This window comes from Peribacillus loiseleuriae (assembly GCF_001183985.1).
Taxonomy (GTDB): domain Bacteria; phylum Bacillota; class Bacilli; order Bacillales; family DSM-1321; genus Peribacillus; species Peribacillus loiseleuriae.
In genome coordinates this window covers 4,609,981-4,626,422 of the sequence record NZ_LFZW01000001.1, presented here as the reverse complement: position 1 = coordinate 4,626,422, position 16,442 = coordinate 4,609,981, and the positions used below count along the sequence as shown (strand labels likewise).

General features: G+C 40.6%; 16 protein-coding genes and 1 tRNA gene. 16 read left to right on the top strand and 1 reads right to left on the bottom strand.

The features are described from left to right. Positions 1-23: 23 nt before the first annotated feature. The 4 genes from rapZ to AC625_RS21485 all read left to right on the top strand — a co-directional run bounded on the left by rapZ (position 24) and on the right by AC625_RS21485 (position 3,261). Positions 24-926, top strand: coding sequence for an RNase adapter RapZ (rapZ, locus tag AC625_RS21500; protein ID WP_049683132.1), 903 nt, complete (start codon positions 24-26; stop codon positions 924-926). Then, the gene (locus tag AC625_RS21495; RefSeq protein WP_049683131.1) at positions 916-1,902 is read left to right on the top strand and encodes a gluconeogenesis factor YvcK family protein; all 987 of its coding nucleotides are present in this window, start codon (positions 916-918) and stop codon (positions 1,900-1,902) included. The genes rapZ and AC625_RS21495 overlap by 11 nt, the downstream gene beginning before the upstream one ends. A gap of 128 nt (positions 1,903-2,030) precedes the next feature. Further along, complete coding sequence (gene whiA, locus AC625_RS21490) at positions 2,031-2,987, top strand: DNA-binding protein WhiA (protein ID WP_049683130.1); 957 nt, start codon at positions 2,031-2,033, stop codon at positions 2,985-2,987. 16 nt (positions 2,988-3,003) lie between these two features. Beyond that, entirely contained in the window at positions 3,004-3,261 is a 258-nt protein-coding gene (locus AC625_RS21485; RefSeq protein WP_049683129.1) for an HPr family phosphocarrier protein, read from the top strand. A gap of 480 nt (positions 3,262-3,741) precedes the next feature. On the opposite strand, the gene clpP is transcribed toward AC625_RS21485, so the two are convergent. Continuing rightward, positions 3,742-4,350 (bottom strand): ATP-dependent Clp endopeptidase proteolytic subunit ClpP, encoded by a 609-nt coding sequence (clpP, locus tag AC625_RS21475; RefSeq protein ID WP_049683127.1) that lies wholly within the window; start codon positions 4,348-4,350, stop codon positions 3,742-3,744. Positions 4,351-4,643: 293 nt separating this feature from the next. Between clpP and AC625_RS21470 the strand changes: the two genes are divergently transcribed. The 12 genes from AC625_RS21470 to eno all read left to right on the top strand — a co-directional run bounded on the left by AC625_RS21470 (position 4,644) and on the right by eno (position 16,264). Then, a tRNA-Arg gene (locus AC625_RS21470) sits at positions 4,644-4,715 on the top strand. 341 nt (positions 4,716-5,056) lie between these two features. Beyond that, the gene (locus AC625_RS28665; protein WP_425415462.1) at positions 5,057-5,281 is read left to right on the top strand and encodes a phage integrase SAM-like domain-containing protein; all 225 of its coding nucleotides are present in this window, start codon (positions 5,057-5,059) and stop codon (positions 5,279-5,281) included. A gap of 266 nt (positions 5,282-5,547) precedes the next feature. Further along, entirely contained in the window at positions 5,548-5,826 is a 279-nt protein-coding gene (locus tag AC625_RS28660) for a tyrosine-type recombinase/integrase (protein ID WP_049683126.1), read from the top strand. A 167-nt stretch (positions 5,827-5,993) separates the two neighbouring features. Continuing rightward, positions 5,994-6,266, top strand: coding sequence for a hypothetical protein (locus AC625_RS21460; RefSeq protein ID WP_049683125.1), 273 nt, complete (start codon positions 5,994-5,996; stop codon positions 6,264-6,266). 685 nt (positions 6,267-6,951) lie between these two features. Further along, positions 6,952-8,268, top strand: a complete 1,317-nt coding sequence (rpoN, locus tag AC625_RS21450) for an RNA polymerase factor sigma-54 (RefSeq protein ID WP_245645119.1) — start codon at positions 6,952-6,954, stop codon at positions 8,266-8,268. A gap of 224 nt (positions 8,269-8,492) precedes the next feature. Beyond that, entirely contained in the window at positions 8,493-8,756 is a 264-nt protein-coding gene (locus AC625_RS21445; protein WP_049683123.1) for a glutaredoxin family protein, read from the top strand. 317 nt (positions 8,757-9,073) lie between these two features. Then, positions 9,074-10,096: a sugar-binding transcriptional regulator gene (locus AC625_RS21440; protein ID WP_049683122.1), complete on the top strand. Its 1,023-nt coding sequence runs from the start codon at positions 9,074-9,076 to the stop codon at positions 10,094-10,096. A gap of 61 nt (positions 10,097-10,157) precedes the next feature. Next, on the top strand, positions 10,158-11,165 hold the full coding sequence (gap, locus tag AC625_RS21435; RefSeq protein WP_049683121.1) for a type I glyceraldehyde-3-phosphate dehydrogenase: 1,008 nt from the start codon (positions 10,158-10,160) through the stop codon (positions 11,163-11,165). Positions 11,166-11,440: 275 nt separating this feature from the next. After that, positions 11,441-12,622, top strand: coding sequence for a phosphoglycerate kinase (locus AC625_RS21430; protein ID WP_049683120.1), 1,182 nt, complete (start codon positions 11,441-11,443; stop codon positions 12,620-12,622). 26 nt (positions 12,623-12,648) lie between these two features. Then, on the top strand, positions 12,649-13,410 hold the full coding sequence (tpiA, locus tag AC625_RS21425; RefSeq protein ID WP_049683119.1) for a triose-phosphate isomerase: 762 nt from the start codon (positions 12,649-12,651) through the stop codon (positions 13,408-13,410). Then, positions 13,403-14,938 carry a 2,3-bisphosphoglycerate-independent phosphoglycerate mutase gene (gpmI, locus tag AC625_RS21420; protein ID WP_049683118.1) on the top strand — a complete coding sequence of 512 codons (1,536 nt, stop codon included), beginning with the start codon at positions 13,403-13,405 and terminating at the stop codon, positions 14,936-14,938. Before tpiA ends, gpmI begins: the two co-directional genes overlap by 8 nt. Positions 14,939-14,968: 30 nt before the next feature. Continuing rightward, complete coding sequence (eno, locus tag AC625_RS21415; RefSeq protein ID WP_049683117.1) at positions 14,969-16,264, top strand: phosphopyruvate hydratase; 1,296 nt, start codon at positions 14,969-14,971, stop codon at positions 16,262-16,264. Positions 16,265-16,442: the final 178 nt, after the last annotated feature.

Sequence of the window (16,442 nt, the reverse complement as noted above, 5' to 3'; positions counted from 1 at the left end):
TAGAAAACTTTGGGGGGATTACATTGGGAACAGGACCAATCGGTGAAACTCAATTAGTCATAATTACAGGTATGTCTGGAGCTGGGAAAACAGTTGCCGTTCAAAGTTTTGAAGATTTAGGTTTCTTTTGTGTTGATAACTTACCACCCACGTTATTACCCAAGTTTCTTGAACTGATGAAAGAATCCGGAAATAAAATGAATAAAGTTGTGTTGGTGATGGATTTACGCGGGAGGGAATTCTTCGATCATTTATTCAAAGCATTAGATGACTTAGCTGAAACATCCTGGGTAACTCCGAAAATACTTTTCCTTGATGCTGATGATGAAGTACTTGTACGACGCTACAAAGAAACGAGGCGTACGCACCCACTATCACCATTGGGTCTTCCGCTAGAAGGAATTCAAATTGAACGTGGTTTGTTAGAAGAGTTAAAGGGACGGGCGCAGATTGTTTATCGAACATCTTCACTGAAGCCGCGAGAATTAAGAGAAAAGATCTTAACAGAGTTTTCAATTAACAAAAAAATAATTTTTACTGTCAATGTGATGTCTTTCGGATTTAAACACGGTATCCCAATTGATGCGGATCTTGTTTTCGATGTCCGTTTTCTGCCTAATCCATTTTATATCGAACATATGCGACCAAAGACTGGTTTGGAAGAAGAAGTGTCAAGTTATGTGCTGAAATGGGGAGAAACACAGAGGTTTTTAGAAAAATTGATAGATTTACTTGCGTTTATGCTCCCTCATTATAAGCGGGAAGGGAAATCGCAGCTTATCGTTGCAATAGGATGTACGGGTGGTCAGCACCGTTCCGTTGCGCTTGCTGAGCATCTAGCTAGCACATTCCGGAAGGACTATGTCACTCATGTTTCTCATCGTGACATAAAGAAGATTATTAAGGAGAAAAGTAATGCAAAATGAAACGGATCAGCCAAGAGTAGTTGTCATCGGGGGCGGTACTGGCCTTCCAGTATTACTTCGTGGACTGAAGAACTACCCAATTGATATCACGGCGATTGTTACGGTTGCGGATGATGGTGGTAGTTCTGGTAGGATTCGCGATGAAATGGATATCCCTGCCCCGGGAGATATTCGAAATGTTCTTGCTGCGTTATCAGATGTGGAGCCTCTTGTTGAAAAAATGTTCCAACATCGTTTTGCGAGCAAGAATGAACTAGCGGGGCATTCGCTCGGCAACTTATTGTTAGCCGCCATGACATCGATTACTGGAGACTTTGTCCATGCGGTCCAGGAAATGAGCAAAGTTTTGAATGTAAGAGGTAAGGTTTTGCCAGCAGCTAACCAAAGCGTAGTTCTTCACGCGGAGATGGCCGATGGAACGATTGTAAGCGGTGAGTCAAAGATTCCGTTCTCTGGAAAGAAAATTAAACGCGTGTTCCTTAGTCCTGAAAAAATTAAACCGCTCCGAGAAACAATACAGGCAATCAAGCAAGCTGATTTAATTGTCATAGGACCTGGGAGTTTATATACAAGTATTCTGCCAAACTTACTTGTACCAGGAATTGGTGAAGCAGTTTGTCAATCAAAAGCGAAGAAGGTCTATATTTGTAACCTTATGACTCAAGCAGGGGAAACGCAGGATTATACAGCAAGTGACCATATACAAGCTATATACTCCCATATGAATTGCTCATTTATCGACTGTATTCTTGTGAATAATCAAGAAATTCCACAAAATGTTCAAGATCGCTATAAAGAGGAATTTGCAAAGCCGGTTGTTTTTGATGTTGAGAGCCTAGAAAAACTTGGGGTTAAGATTGTTCAAGGACAAATTTTTAATTTTGAAGGTAACTCAATTAGGCACGATACAAAAAAAGTAGCACGTATGCTTTATCAAATGTTATTAAACGAGATTAAAGAAAGTAAACATTCTTAACAAAAGATTGCCTTTACTGTATGTCTTATGCCTGTCCGAGTGTCTTCATGGCTAATAAGAATCTGTTAAATAACTAGTTGTTGTAGCCAAGGACCGATGACGTTTTTTCTGATTGGAGGTGAGAATTCGTGTCTTTTGCTTCGGAAACAAAAAAAGAATTAACAACACTGGAAGAAAAGGATTGCTGCGGAAAAGCCGAATTATGCGCTCTAATTAGAATGAATGGATCTCTTTCATTTTCGAATAAAAAGCTCGTCGTAGATATTCAAACCGAAAATGCAGCGATTGCTAGAAGAATCTATACGCTTTTAAAGAAAAACTACGATGTGCAGATGGAATTGCTTGTCCGAAAGAAAATGAAGCTGAAGAAAAACAATGTATACATTGTTCGTATATCTTCTGGAGGGCAGGAAATTCTGTCTAACTTAAAAATTGTTGGAGAAAGATTTGAGTTTTATCATAGTATTGCACCAGAGCTTATTGCAAAGAAGTGCTGTAAACGTGCTTATTTAAGAGGAGCCTTCCTAGCAGGTGGATCTGTCAACAATCCGGAAACATCGTCGTACCATTTAGAGGTTTACTCCATTTATAAGGAGCATAATGATGCGCTTTGTGAGTTGATGAACGTATTTGATCTCAAGGCGAAGCCCCTTGAACGAAAAAAAGGATATATCACCTACTTAAAAGAAGCTGAGAAAATAGCTGAGTTTCTGAATATTATTGGTGCCCATTCAGCGTTATTGCGGTTTGAAGATGTCCGAATTGTTCGCGATATGCGCAATTCCGTGAATCGTCTTGTAAACTGTGAAACGGCGAACTTAAACAAAACAATTGGTGCCTCTTTAAGGCAGGTAGAAAACATTCGTTATATTAATGAAACGGTTGGTCTGAGTATTTTGCCGGACAAACTCCGTGAAATTGCGGAACTTAGAGTGGCTTATCAAGATGTTACGTTAAAAGAGCTTGGGGAAATGGTCTCGGGTGGAAATATTAGCAAATCGGGAATTAATCACCGCTTACGAAAAATTGATGAAATAGCTGATAAATTGAGAGGCGGAGCAGGTCTCGTAGCCCAAAAATTATAAAGGAGGAAGAAAATATATGGTTGAGAAGCAAGTGGAAGTCCGTCTAAAGACAGGTCTTCAAGCAAGACCAGCTGCCTTATTTGTACAAGAAGCAAACCGTTTTAAATCAGATGTGTTTCTTGAAAAGGATGGAAGAAAAGTAAATGCGAAAAGTATTATGGGGTTAATGAGTCTTGCGATTGGGTCTGGAACAATCATTCAGCTAATTGTGGATGGTAGAGATGAAGAAGAAGCGATTTGTGCCCTTCAACAATTTGTTGAACAAGAGGCATAAAGAATGATCAATCAAACAACGGAAATTGCTGAAGTTGTTATGATGAAGGTGCTTAGAACATGCCCGATTTACAGATAAAGAGGAGCGCATCCTTTCTTGCTGTAAATTCACATGTGCTAGGCATCTTTTTGTATGAAGGGGACGGGGCTTCGCAACTTACTAATATAGCTAATCTACTTAGCGGGTATACTGATTTTATCGACAAAGCATCCAAAATCCCGGCTTTGCACCGCCACCATTGTGATTAAGTAAGTGTAGCGTGCTATAGGATGAATCCTTCATGGTAAATGGTGGCGTTTTAATGCCATATTCGTTTGGTATGTATAATCAAACTTATTGGCATATGTGTTCTCGAAAAAAGCTAAGGTACATTTGACTACACTCACACTACCTTATTGGGGCGGTTTAGATGATTCAATATATAGGGTAGTTTCTAAAAAAAACGCCGAGCTAAATGCTTCGGCGTTTTTTTTAGTACAATTATTTATCTAGACTTTTCTTAACGTCATCTATACGAGTGATGACTTTGTCGATTAATCCGTATTCTAATGCTCGTTCAGCTGTCATGAAGTTATCGCGTTCCGTATCTTTTTGAATCACTTCTAACGGTTGACCTGTACGCTCTGAAAGAATTTGATTTAATTTGTCTCTTAAGAACAAAATGCGTCTTGCAGCAATTTCTATTTCAGTTGCCTGACCTTGTGCTCCACCTAATGGTTGGTGAATCATTACTTCGCTGTTTGGAAGAGCGAAACGTTTTCCCTTTTCACCAGCTGCTAGTAGGAAAGCGCCCATAGACGCGGCCATGCCGATACAAACTGTTGAAACTTGAGGTTTGATATATTGCATGGTGTCATAGATTGCCATTCCAGAAGTAATACTTCCTCCTGGGCTGTTGATGTACAATGTAATATCTTTATCAGGGTTTTCTGCCTCTAGGAACAATAATTGAGCTACAATTGAATTGGATACATTATCATCAATTGCACTACCGAGCATGATGATTCTGTCCTTTAATAAGCGGGAATAAATATCGTATGCACGTTCCCCGCGACTTGTTTGTTCAATAACTGTAGGAATTAAATTCATACTAATTTCCTCCTCTAAGTAAAAGTTATTTCTGGTAAGTAGATCCTTGATATATGTATGATACACTTTATGGTCAATTAAGGTCAAACAAAACAAATCGAAAGAAAGATGTTTCGTTCGACAAAAACCAAAAAGGTGTTTCTATAGCCTATATTATGATATCTGGAGCTAGGATGCTAGGTTCCATTCCTATGTTATCCATACTATCCAAATTACTTCACTTTAAACCGTATTATCTCTTGCAAACAACGTCAAACTGACTTATAATGAAATTTGTTGAAAAAATTATTCATGCCCTCGTGGTGCAACGGATAGCACGTAAGATTCCGGTTCTTGAGATGTGGGTTCGATTCCTGCCGAGGGCGTCATTATTATCGTATAGTTTACGCTGCCTCATCGCTATTTTATTTAGCGTTGGGGCGTTTTTTATTTGCGGTAAAATTCCGCGATAAATACCACGCAATACAAAGCTGTTCCCTACGATTACGTTATAAGGGAGTGGTCCGCAATCAAACGTAGAAAAGCAGTCTCTTCCATTTTAGCACGAAAAACAATCGAATCAATTTCTGAAGACGCATTAGCCGTTATTTCTTACGATGAATCCTACGATGAATTTTTAAAACACTGCCTAAAGGTCTTTCCGCGGAAACCGTTAAGTTTTACGACAAGGAGTTAAAACAGATACGCCGTGCATTCGCGGAAATAGATGCACCTTTGTCCGATGCGCGCGGTCAATGCCGGACATATCGAAAAGTTTATCGAGCATCTGCAAAATTTAGGGCGTGCTGTCAACACGATCAATTCACGCATTCGTGCTGGCAGAACGTATTTCAATTTCTGTTTGCGTAAAGGTTACATAGCCGCAAATCCTTTCGAAGGTATTCAGCAGCTTAAGAAACGTCACATAGTAGGGGCGACCTCCTCGAAGTAACAATTAAAGCGACTGCTTGATGCGCCGGATTTATCGACATTCAAGGGTCTACGGGACCTAGCAATTATGAATACTTTTGCTCATACAGGAATTCGGTTGACAGAGCTGGCATCTTTACAGGTTCAGGACGTATCTTTCGATGGCAAGGGCCACAATCAACGTACAGCGAGCAAAGAACCGTTACGGACGCCGTATACCTCTTACATACCGATTAAAGAGCGTCTTACGCGCGTATATAGAGGAGTGAGGAGTCTTAGGATATTGATGTGCTGTTCGTTAACGTAGAGAATCAACCATTAAGCGCAAGGTCCATTCAGGCGGAGATACGGAGGTATGGGAAGTCATCCGGGGTCAGCGAAAGTGTCACGGTTAGCCCGCACGCTTTTCGTCGGACGTTCTGTCGGTTAAAAGTCGAAGCTGGCACGAATATTTTTGTGCTACAACGATTAACAGGACACCAATCATTGGAGATTCTAAAACGCTATGTAGAGATATATGGAAGGGATTTAGAGGCCGCTATAGAGATGGGTTTCGAAGGTAATTAAGTCAAATAAAAAAGAGCGCCAACTACGCGAATAGTTGAACGCCCCGTCGCATTTAAAATGCAAGAAATTTGAGATCTTTAGTATACCACGAAAAAAACGTAAATTCAATACGTTTATTTAAGTATACGCTCGCGGGCTGCGCCTCTTTTGCGAAAAGGGAGCCGGGATTGATTCAAAAGTCTTTTACGACGAAACCGAAGACGAACGGCTCGCATTACCACGGACTTGCCCGCGTACCATACGACGGATACGTCGCGGAATTGCATAAAGGCGAATGCGTTCAGACAAAGGTGGAAGTCGAGCGAGGCAAGAGTGGTGGGGGGAATACGTATCAGTTTAACGTAACATTTAACGTAACAGGGTCGACGGAACGAGACGCAGAGCGGTTATTCGAATTATTCGTGAAAAAAGTAGAACATGCAGGAATCGCAGGCGCATAACCAAATAACAAAACGGCGGAGCTTTTTCGGAGGCTCCCTTTTTTTGTGTGCTGACATTCGCTCTGTGACGCAATTAACTTTGACCATTTGAGTGATTGATTGTCCGTTAAAAACATTCTATAGCGTCTAAGTTTCCGCTTGCCTCACCGGTATTTTTTCGATTGACAACGGTTACCACCTCGGATAAAATATGGATAACGTTAAGTTCGGCTTTGTAATAAATACCGCGCAGTGGGGTCGTTTCAACCACGCGTAAACAACGATATAGCTTGGTTTGTCGACGAGAGAGCCCACGAGTGGTGCAACGGGTAGCACGTAAGATTCCGGTTCTTGAGATATGGGCTCGATTCCTGCCGAGGGCGTCATTAGAGCAAGACTGTCTCATAAGGGTCTGACCTTGTCTTCTGCACACAGTATATCGTATTATACTGTATTGTGTAGATATACGGTCTGACCTTTTATTTGTTTGAATAGATATAGAATGAGGAGATTTTAAATAAATTGTAGGATTTAGCGCAAACAACCTACTCTTCTATAGTCTTGGTGGTTTTTATGGGCCCCTGTCTGGCATTAGAGGCTGATTAAGCTGCTTGTGTAACCTCGAAAGGTAAGCGTTTTCAGTTTTTTTTTACTATTCGTTTGTTAAATCATGGTGCAAAATGGTAAAGGAGGGGGATGTGTGGATATGAAGCCGGGACTCTATCAACAGCAGGTTATGAAATTGACAATGACACAGGAGTTAAGCCAGGCAATTGCGTTACTTCAGTATTCGACCCAAGAATTATTAGTGTACTTAGAGACAAAGTGGCTAGAAAATCCTTTATTAACCATTGAATTATCAACAGTCTCCCACGAGATACCAAGAGATCAATCAAAGCGAAATCGGCTAAAGAACACAGGAGTGTCTACTAATTGGATTGAACAGATTGGTGAAGAAGTACCTTCTCTTGAAAAATATTTACTCTCCCAAATCGGTACGGATGTGTTAAATAAAATGGAGTTGAAGGCGTTCATCCATCTTATTCGAAACATTGATGAAAATGGGTACTTGAGGATTAATTTGGAAGATGAAGCTACTTTGGTCGGTTCTTCTGTAAGCGTTGTATTTAAAGCCTTGGACATTCTTCAACAACTTGAACCACACGGGATTGGTGCTCGAAATCTTCAAGAATGCCTGCTTATTCAAGTCTGTCAAGTTGGAGAGAGACCACTAGCAGAAAAGCTGCTTCGTACATACTTTTTGCCGTTTGTCGATAAAAAGTGGAAAGAACTTTCGAAAGAGCTTGGAGTTTCTTTAAAAGGGATTCAAGATGAATTTGATTATATACAAACATTAAACCCGCGACCTGGCGCCATTTTCACTTCTGAGAAGCCGAGCTATATTGTGCCTGATGTTGTCGTTGAATATAAGGATGGGCAGCTTGTAGTCGGTCAGTACGAAGGGAATACACTGCAACTTCATGTGAATGAACCTTATTTGCGAAAAATGCAGAACCATCGTGATCCGAATGTAAATCGCTTTTTACAGGAAAAATGGCAAGAGTATCAATGGCTGTCTAAAGGAATTCTTCAGCGAAAAGAAACCGTTTTACAAGTCATGATAAAGATTGTTGAGAAGCAGCCTGAGTATTTTTTTCGTGGCTTGGGCTTTCTTAAACCGATGACAATGAAGGAGATTGCGGACGACCTTGAAATCCATGAGTCAACAGTTAGTCGTGCGGTTCGTGGCAAGTATGTCCAAACTTCATTTGGAACGGTTGAAATGCGCTCTTTCTTTAGCTCTGCTCTACAATCAACGGAGCAGGAAGTTGTATCAGGTACAAAGGTGAAAAATGCATTACAGACAATCCTAGAGCTTGAAAATAAACAAAAACCACATTCTGATCAAGAACTAGCAGAAATTCTCCGAGATGAGTATGGAGTCGTTCTTTCACGTAGAACTGTAGCAAAATATCGTGAACAACTGGGGATTCTTTCTTCAACCAAACGGAAAAGATATTAGTAAAAATGCGTGTTCAAAAAGGAAGATAAAAAGAGCCGAGAGATTCTGCGAGCGAGCGTCTCAAACCTTTCGGTGAGGACCGGACTTGCACAGAATGTGCTGACTTCTGTGTTGCTCGTATGACGTGCGCGATCTTAACAGAAGGTCAATCATGAGTGACGAAGAAACTCAACAGCTACTTTTACCGGACTTTTTGAACAACTTCTAAAAAGGATGAATAGTGAATGGTACAAAGTGAATGGATCTTATATACAAGAAACAACTGTCCATTATGTGATAAAGCAAAGGTGATTTTAGAGCGAATAAAACTAGATACAGGCCTAAATTATAGGGAAATGGATATCTATACTGACGATGGGCTAACTGAACGATTTGGACTAATGATTCCTGTTATAGAATGGCAAGGAGAAATTGTACAGTATGGCAAAATTGACGAAACTACATTACGTCAATTTTGGATAGTGGAAAAGGGGGCGGACATCCGATAACATAATCGTTTTTTTAATAAAAAACATCTATGAGCATCTGATCCCAGCCCTACGATGATAAAGGTAAACTAGATTTTATATGAACTGTACCACCATTTCCTGGCGTTTGGTTCCTTGATTTAAATGACTGGGTCGTGGCATTTTACCGGCCTGTTATTACTGGAAAAATAAAAAATTAGCATATAAGTTGAAGAACATTTTTTTTCCTGCTAGAATAAGCATATAGCAGGAAAGATTTTTTTTGGACCGAGTGGGACGTAAAACGTCTAGCTGGGACGAAAATAGTCCACAACTTATTCTCGAGGGGTTTTCGAACGATGTATCCATTGCTCGACATACAAAAGAAAGTATTGCCCGATTTGTTATCGGTTATGCAGAAACGATATGATATCCTGCGTTATATCAAGTTCATGCAGCCTGTAGGGCGCCGTAGCTTAGCAAACAGTCTGGATTTGACAGAAAGAACGCTTCGCAGTGAAGTAGATTTCTTGAAAAATCAAAACCTAATTGAAGTTTTCAGCTCTGGAATGCAGCTTTCTGCTGAAGGAGTAGAAATTCTCGAGCAATTAGAAGGAGTCATGCGAGAAATATCGGGTATAGACAAAATGGAGCAAAAACTTAAGCGAATATTAAACGTTAATGAAGTCATCATCGTTGCTGGAAACAGTGATCAATCATCATGGGTTAAAAGCGAACTTGGTAAAGCGGGAGCTGCCCGTATGAAAAAGGAATGGAAGGCTAAAAATATCATTGCTGTGACTGGTGGCTCGACAATGGCGGAAGTAGCCAAAACGTTAACCCCAGATTCAAACGGGAAAGATATTCTGTTTGTTCCGGCACGCGGAGGCCTTGGCGAAGAAATTCAAAACCAAGCCAATGTTATTGTTGCAAAAATGGCGGAAAAAACAAATGCTGCATACAAAGTGCTCTATCTACTCGATCAAGTCAGTGATGAAGCCTATCATTCGTTTATGAAAGAACCGATGATTAAAGATGTGATTTCATTAATCAAATCAGCGACTATTGTCCTGCATGGGATTGGTGACGCGATGGTGATGTCAGAAAGACGAAAGACTTCTCCTGAGATTATCAAGTCGCTTGAACTACAACACGCTGTAGGTGAAGCTTTCGGTTATTACTTTGATGAAAATGGGGAAGTTGTTCACAAAGTACAAACCATCGGTATTCAGCTAAAAGACCTTGACCAAGCAAAACGAGTAATCGCTGTTGCAGGTGGAGAATCAAAAGTGAAAGCAATCCGAGCCTATATGAAGAGGGCTCCGCAAACGACGGTATTAATAACGGATGAAGCAGCGGCACAACAGTTAATAAAGGGATAAATTCCCTTTACTATATAATCTAAAACATTATTTTTTCAACTATAAAGGAGGAAATTTTATTATGGCAGTAAAAGTTGGTATTAACGGATTTGGTCGTATCGGACGTAACGTATTTCGTGCAGCATTAAAAAATTCTAATGTGGAAATCGTGGCAATCAACGATTTAACGGATGCAAACATGCTTGCACACCTTCTTCAATATGATACAGTACACGGAACACTTGCTGAAACAGTAACTGTTGACGGAGATTACTTAGTAGTTGACGGACACAAAGTAAAAGTTTTAGCAGAACGTGACCCTGCTCAATTAGGATGGGGAGAACTTGGTGTTGAAGTAGTTGTTGAATCAACTGGTCGTTTCACTGCTCGTAATGATGCAGCAAAACACCTTGAAGCTGGTGCGAAAAAAGTCATTATTTCTGCTCCTGCATCTGATGAAGACATCACAATCGTTATGGGTGTTAACGAAGACAAATACGAAGCAGCTAATCACCATGTGCTTTCAAATGCATCTTGTACAACAAACTGTTTAGCTCCTTTCGCTAAAGTATTAAATGACAAATTCGGAATCAAACGCGGTATGATGACAACAATCCACTCATACACAAATGACCAACAAATTCTTGACTTGCCACACAAAGACTACCGTCGTGCACGTGCAGCAGCTGAGAACATGATTCCTACATCAACAGGTGCGGCAAAAGCAGTAGCACTTGTATTACCAGAACTTAAAGGAAAACTAAACGGTATGGCTATGCGTGTTCCTACACCAAACGTATCAATCGTTGACCTTGTAGCTGAACTTGATCAAAACGTTACAGCTGAAGAAGTAAACAATGCATTAAAAGAAGCTGCTGAAGGCGACTTAAAAGGCATTCTTGCTTATACAGAACTACCATTAGTATCTACTGACTTCAATGGTGTTCCAGTTTCTTCTACAATTGATGCATTGTCTACAATGGTTATGGAAGGTAACATGGTTAAAGTACTTTCTTGGTACGATAACGAAACTGGTTACTCAAGCCGTGTAGTTGACCTAATCGATTACATCGCTAAAAAAGGTCTTTAATCTTTACAGAAATTAAACAATATTTAATCCTGTGAATGTTTGGCTAAATAGACGAAAAACATCTATAATAACAGTAAAAAGGGGAGACGGGATTATGCCCTCTCCCTTTTTGACTGATAAAAGCAAGTGAATGGTCTAGCTCCACCGCCTAGCTTCCTGTGAAAAGGATGATTGCTCCAAGAAGATAAAGAACGCCTTCATGGTTCAATCCCTATTTTCTTTGGAAGCTAAACAAGGCGTTTACGCTTTTCATAATTAAAGGAGGTTATTTGGTCATGAACAAGAAATCCATTAAGGATATTAACGTAGCAGGTAAACGAGTTTTCTGCCGAGTTGATTTCAACGTACCGATGCAGGATGGTCAAATTACGGATGAAACAAGAATTCGTGCGGCATTACCAACAATTCAGCATCTAATTGATGCGGGAGCGAAAGTAATTCTAGCTAGTCACCTAGGACGTCCGGAAGGTCAGGTAGTGGAAGAATTGCGTTTAACTCCTGTTGCTAAGAGATTAAGCGAATTATTAGGTAAAGACGTTCGTAAAACAGACGAAGCATATGGTCCGTCCGTTTCTGCAGAAATCTCAAAAATGGAAGACGGAGACGTTCTCCTTTTAGAAAATGTCCGTTTCTATCCTGGTGAAGAGAAGAATGAGGCAGAATTGGCTAAATCCTTCGCTGAGCTTGCAGACGTATACGTAAATGATGCATTTGGCGCTGCTCACCGTGCCCATGCTTCAACAGAAGGCATTGCAAACTATATACCTGCTGTTGCTGGCTTATTAATGGAAAAAGAATTAGAAGTACTTAGTAAAGCCCTTTCTAATCCTGAACGTCCGTTTACAGCAATCATTGGTGGTGCGAAAGTTAAAGATAAAATCGGTGTGATTGAAAATCTGCTAGAAAAAGTAGACAACTTAATTATCGGTGGCGGTCTTGCTTACACATTCGTTAAGTCTGAAGGTCATGAAATCGGCAAATCTCTACTTGAAGCAGATAAAATTGAGCTTGCTCAATCTTACATCCAAAAAGCAAAAGAAAAAGGCGTTAATTTATATATGCCTGTCGATGTAATTGTAGCAGACGACTTCGGTCCGGATGTAAACAATAAGGTAGTTGCGATTGACTCAATTCCAGCTGATTGGGAAGCACTTGATATCGGACCAAAAACACGCGAGATCTACACTGATGTAATTAACAACTCTAAACTTGTTATTTGGAATGGACCGATGGGTGTATTTGAACTTGACATCTTTGCAAATGGAACAAAACAAGTTGCACAAGCTCTTGCAGATTCATCTGCTTACAGCATCATTGGTGGTGGCGACTCTGCTGCTGCAGCTGAAAAATTCAAGCTTGCTGATAAAATGTCCCATATCTCAACAGGTGGCGGTGCTTCCCTAGAGTTTATGGAAGGTAAAGAACTACCAGGAGTCGTAGCATTAAACGATAAATAAGATTTATAAGAAGGGACGGGACTAATATGCGTAAACCAATTATTGCAGGTAACTGGAAAATGAATAAAACACTTTCTGAAGCGAAAAGCTTTATAGAGGAAGTAAAAACCCTTGTACCATCTTCTGATAAAGTGGATTCCGTAGTATGTGCTCCAGCGTTATTCCTTGATCAATTAGTGACTGCAGCAAAAGGAACAGAAGTGAAAATCGGAGCTCAAAACATGCACTTTGAAGAGAATGGTGCTTTTACAGGTGAGATCAGTCCTGTTGCACTTAGTGATATCGGTGTGAATTATGTCGTGATCGGTCACTCAGAGCGTCGTGAAATGTTCAATGAAACAGACGAATCAGTGAATAAAAAAGCATTAGCAGCTTTCAAACATAATCTTGTTCCAATCGTTTGCTGTGGTGAAACATTAGAAGAGCGTGAAAGCGGTAAGACAAACGATTTAGTAGGCGATCAAATTGCAAAAGCACTTGAAGGTATGACAGAAGAACAAGTGCAAAACACGGTCATTGCTTACGAACCAATTTGGGCAATCGGTACAGGGAAATCTTCAACGGCTCAAGATGCTAATGAAGTATGTGCGCATATCCGTTCAGTTGTAGCAAGTCAATTTTCGAAAAATACAGCTGATGCAGTTCGCATTCAATACGGTGGCAGTGTGAAGCCTGAGAATATTAAAGAATATATGGCTCAATCTGATATCGATGGTGCATTAGTCGGCGGTGCAAGTCTTGAACCGAATTCGTTCTTGCAATTATTAGAAGGTGGAAAAAATGAGTAAATCTCCTGTTGCGATTATCATCTTAGATGGTTTCGGGTGCCGCACAGAAACAGTCGGAAACGCTGTGTCTGCTGCTAATAAACCCAATTTTGACCGTTATTGGAACCAATACCCTCATGCCCATTTAACGGCTAGTGGGGAAGAAGTAGGGTTACCTAAAGGCCAAATGGGGAATTCTGAAGTAGGTCATCTAAATATTGGTGCAGGCCGAACTGTTTATCAAAGCTTAACTCGCGTTAACGTGGCGATCCGTAGCGGAGAATTTGAGAAAAACGAAACATTCCTTGCTGCGATTAACGATGCGAAAACGAAGAATAAAAGCCTACACCTATTCGGTTTGCTTTCTGACGGCGGGGTACATAGCCATATTGAACATTTATTTGCTCTTCTTAAACTTGCTGCAGATGAAGGATTGACGAAAGTCTATGTTCATGCATTTTTAGACGGCCGCGATGTAGCGCCACAATCTGCATTAGGCTACATTGAAGCCGCAGAAGCAAAAATGAAAGAGCTTGGTGTTGGTCAATTTGCAACGATTTCCGGTCGTTATTACAGTATGGACCGTGATAAACGCTGGGAACGTGTCGAGAAAACATACCGATCCATGGTGTATGGAGAAGGACCTAGCTACCGTTCTGCTAAGGAATGTGTAGAGGATTCTTATAATAATGGAATTTTTGATGAATTCGTTCTTCCTTCCGTTATTATCGGTGATGATGAAAAACCGGTTGCGACGATCCAAGATGAAGATTCTGTGATCTTCTACAATTTCCGTCCAGACCGTGCGATCCAAACGTCAAATACGTTTACGAATAAAGATTTCCGTTCATTTGACCGTGGACCAGGACATCCGAAGAATCTTCATTTCGTTTGCTTAACTCTATTTTCTGAATCAGTAGACGGCTTTGTAGCGTTCAAACCGATGAATCTTGATAACACGTTAGGTGAAGTGCTTTCACAAAATAATCTGACCCAGCTGCGCATCGCAGAAACGGAAAAATATCCTCACGTTACATTCTTTATGAGTGGTGGGCGTGAAGCAGAGTTCCCAGGGGAAGAGCGGATTTTAATCAACTCACCTAAAGTTGCTACGTATGATTTGCAGCCTGAAATGAGCGCATATGAAGTAACGGATGCATTACTTGGCGAAATTGCCGCAGATAAGTTTGACGCAATCTTACTTAACTTTGCAAACCCTGATATGGTTGGCCATTCAGGGATGCTAGAGCCAACTGTTAAAGCGATTGAAGCGGTTGATGAGTGTCTTGGAAAGGTTGTTGATGCCATCCTTGCAAAAGGCGGTACGGCAATTATTACAGCGGACCATGGTAACGCTGATGAAGTGGTTACACTGGAAGGAAATCCAATGACCGCACATACAACAAACCCTGTTCCTGTCATTGTTACGAAAAATGATGTAACATTAAGAACGGACGGTATTTTGGGAGATCTAGCACCAACCATGCTTGATTTACTTAACGTTGAAAAACCTGTTGAAATGACAGGAACATCTATCATTTCAAAATAAAACGATTGTAAAAAAAAGGAGCGAATTATTATGCCATTCATTCAACACGTATACGGACGCGAAGTACTTGACTCACGTGGAAACCCAACAGTAGAAGTAGAAATTATGACGGAATCTGGATTTTTCGGACGAGCTATTGTTCCATCTGGAGCATCAACTGGTGAGCACGAAGCTGTAGAACTTCGTGACGGAGACAAATCTCGTTACCTTGGAAAAGGTGTTCAAAACGCAGTAGATAACGTAAACAACATTATCGCTGAAGCAATTATCGGTTTTGACGTAACTGACCAAGCTGGAATTGACCGTGCAATGATCGAATTAGACGGAACAGAAAACAAAGGGAAACTAGGAGCGAATGCGATTCTTGGTGTTTCTATGGCAGCGGCTCATGCAGCAGCAGAATCTGTAGGACTTTCTTTATACCGTTACCTTGGTGGTTTCAATGCGAAACAATTGCCAACTCCAATGATGAACATCATTAACGGTGGTTCTCATGCAGATAACAACGTTGACTTCCAAGAATTCATGATTCTTCCTGTTGGAGCACCAACATTCAAAGAAGCAATCCGTATGGGTGCAGAAGTCTTCCATGCATTGAAATCAGTTCTTTCTGCTAAAGGCTTGAATACAGCGGTTGGTGATGAAGGTGGATTTGCTCCAAACCTTGGTTCAAACCGTGAAGCACTTGAAGTGATTATTGAAGCAATCGAAAAAGCAGGCTATAAAGCTGGCGATGATATTTACCTTGGAATGGACGTTGCTTCTTCTGAGTTCTATAACAAAGAAACAGGCAAATACGATCTTGTTGGCGAAGGCCGTACTGGCTTAACTTCTGAAGAAATGGTTAATTTCTACGAAGAGCTAGTTAACGAATTCCCAATTCTTTCGATCGAAGACGGATTAGACGAAAATGACTGGGAAGGTCACAAACTATTGACTGACCGCATTGGTGGAAGAGTTCAATTAGTTGGGGATGACTTGTTCGTTACAAACACGAAGAAGCTTGCTGAAGGAATTGAAAAAGGAATCTCTAACTCAATCCTAATCAAAGTAAACCAAATCGGTACATTAACTGAAACATTTGATGCAATCGAAATGGCAAAACGCGCAGGCTACACAGCTGTTGTTTCTCACCGTTCTGGTGAAACAGAAGACGCAACAATCGCTGACATCGCTGTTGCAACAAACGCTGGTCAAATCAAAACTGGTTCTATGTCACGTACAGACCGTATCGCGAAATACAACCAACTTCTTCGTATCGAAGACGAACTTGGCGAATTAGCTGTATACGCTGGAATTAAATCTTTCTATAACTTGAAAAAATAATCGCTTGAATTGAAAAGATCCTGCTTCTGACGAGAAGCAGGATTTTTTTCATATTTACCGAAAATCTCGAATGCGGCGCGAATAGAGGCAAAACTGGCGCGATTGCTTCTCATTTTGGCGCGAATAGAGGTAAAACTGGCACGTAAATTTAAAATCTTGCGCACAAAATTCAGATCCA

Bases quoted from the DNA above. Each gene is read 5' to 3' on its own strand.
- AC625_RS21495 (WP_049683131.1), top strand. From the start codon at position 916: ATGCAAAATGAAACGGATCAGCCAAGAGTAGTTGTCATCGGGGGCGGT.
- AC625_RS21485 (WP_049683129.1), top strand. From the start codon at position 3,004: ATGGTTGAGAAGCAAGTGGAAGTCCGTCTAAAGACAGGTCTTCAAGCA.
- clpP (WP_049683127.1), bottom strand. From the start codon at position 4,350: ATGAATTTAATTCCTACAGTTATTGAACAAACAAGTCGCGGGGAACGT.
- AC625_RS28665 (WP_425415462.1), top strand. From the start codon at position 5,057: ATGCACCTTTGTCCGATGCGCGCGGTCAATGCCGGACATATCGAAAAG.
- rpoN (WP_245645119.1), top strand. From the start codon at position 6,952: ATGAAGCCGGGACTCTATCAACAGCAGGTTATGAAATTGACAATGACA.
- AC625_RS21445 (WP_049683123.1), top strand. From the start codon at position 8,493: ATGGTACAAAGTGAATGGATCTTATATACAAGAAACAACTGTCCATTA.
- AC625_RS21440 (WP_049683122.1), top strand. From the start codon at position 9,074: ATGTATCCATTGCTCGACATACAAAAGAAAGTATTGCCCGATTTGTTA.
- gap (WP_049683121.1), top strand. From the start codon at position 10,158: ATGGCAGTAAAAGTTGGTATTAACGGATTTGGTCGTATCGGACGTAAC.
- AC625_RS21430 (WP_049683120.1), top strand. From the start codon at position 11,441: ATGAACAAGAAATCCATTAAGGATATTAACGTAGCAGGTAAACGAGTT.
- tpiA (WP_049683119.1), top strand. From the start codon at position 12,649: ATGCGTAAACCAATTATTGCAGGTAACTGGAAAATGAATAAAACACTT.
- gpmI (WP_049683118.1), top strand. From the start codon at position 13,403: ATGAGTAAATCTCCTGTTGCGATTATCATCTTAGATGGTTTCGGGTGC.
- eno (WP_049683117.1), top strand. From the start codon at position 14,969: ATGCCATTCATTCAACACGTATACGGACGCGAAGTACTTGACTCACGT.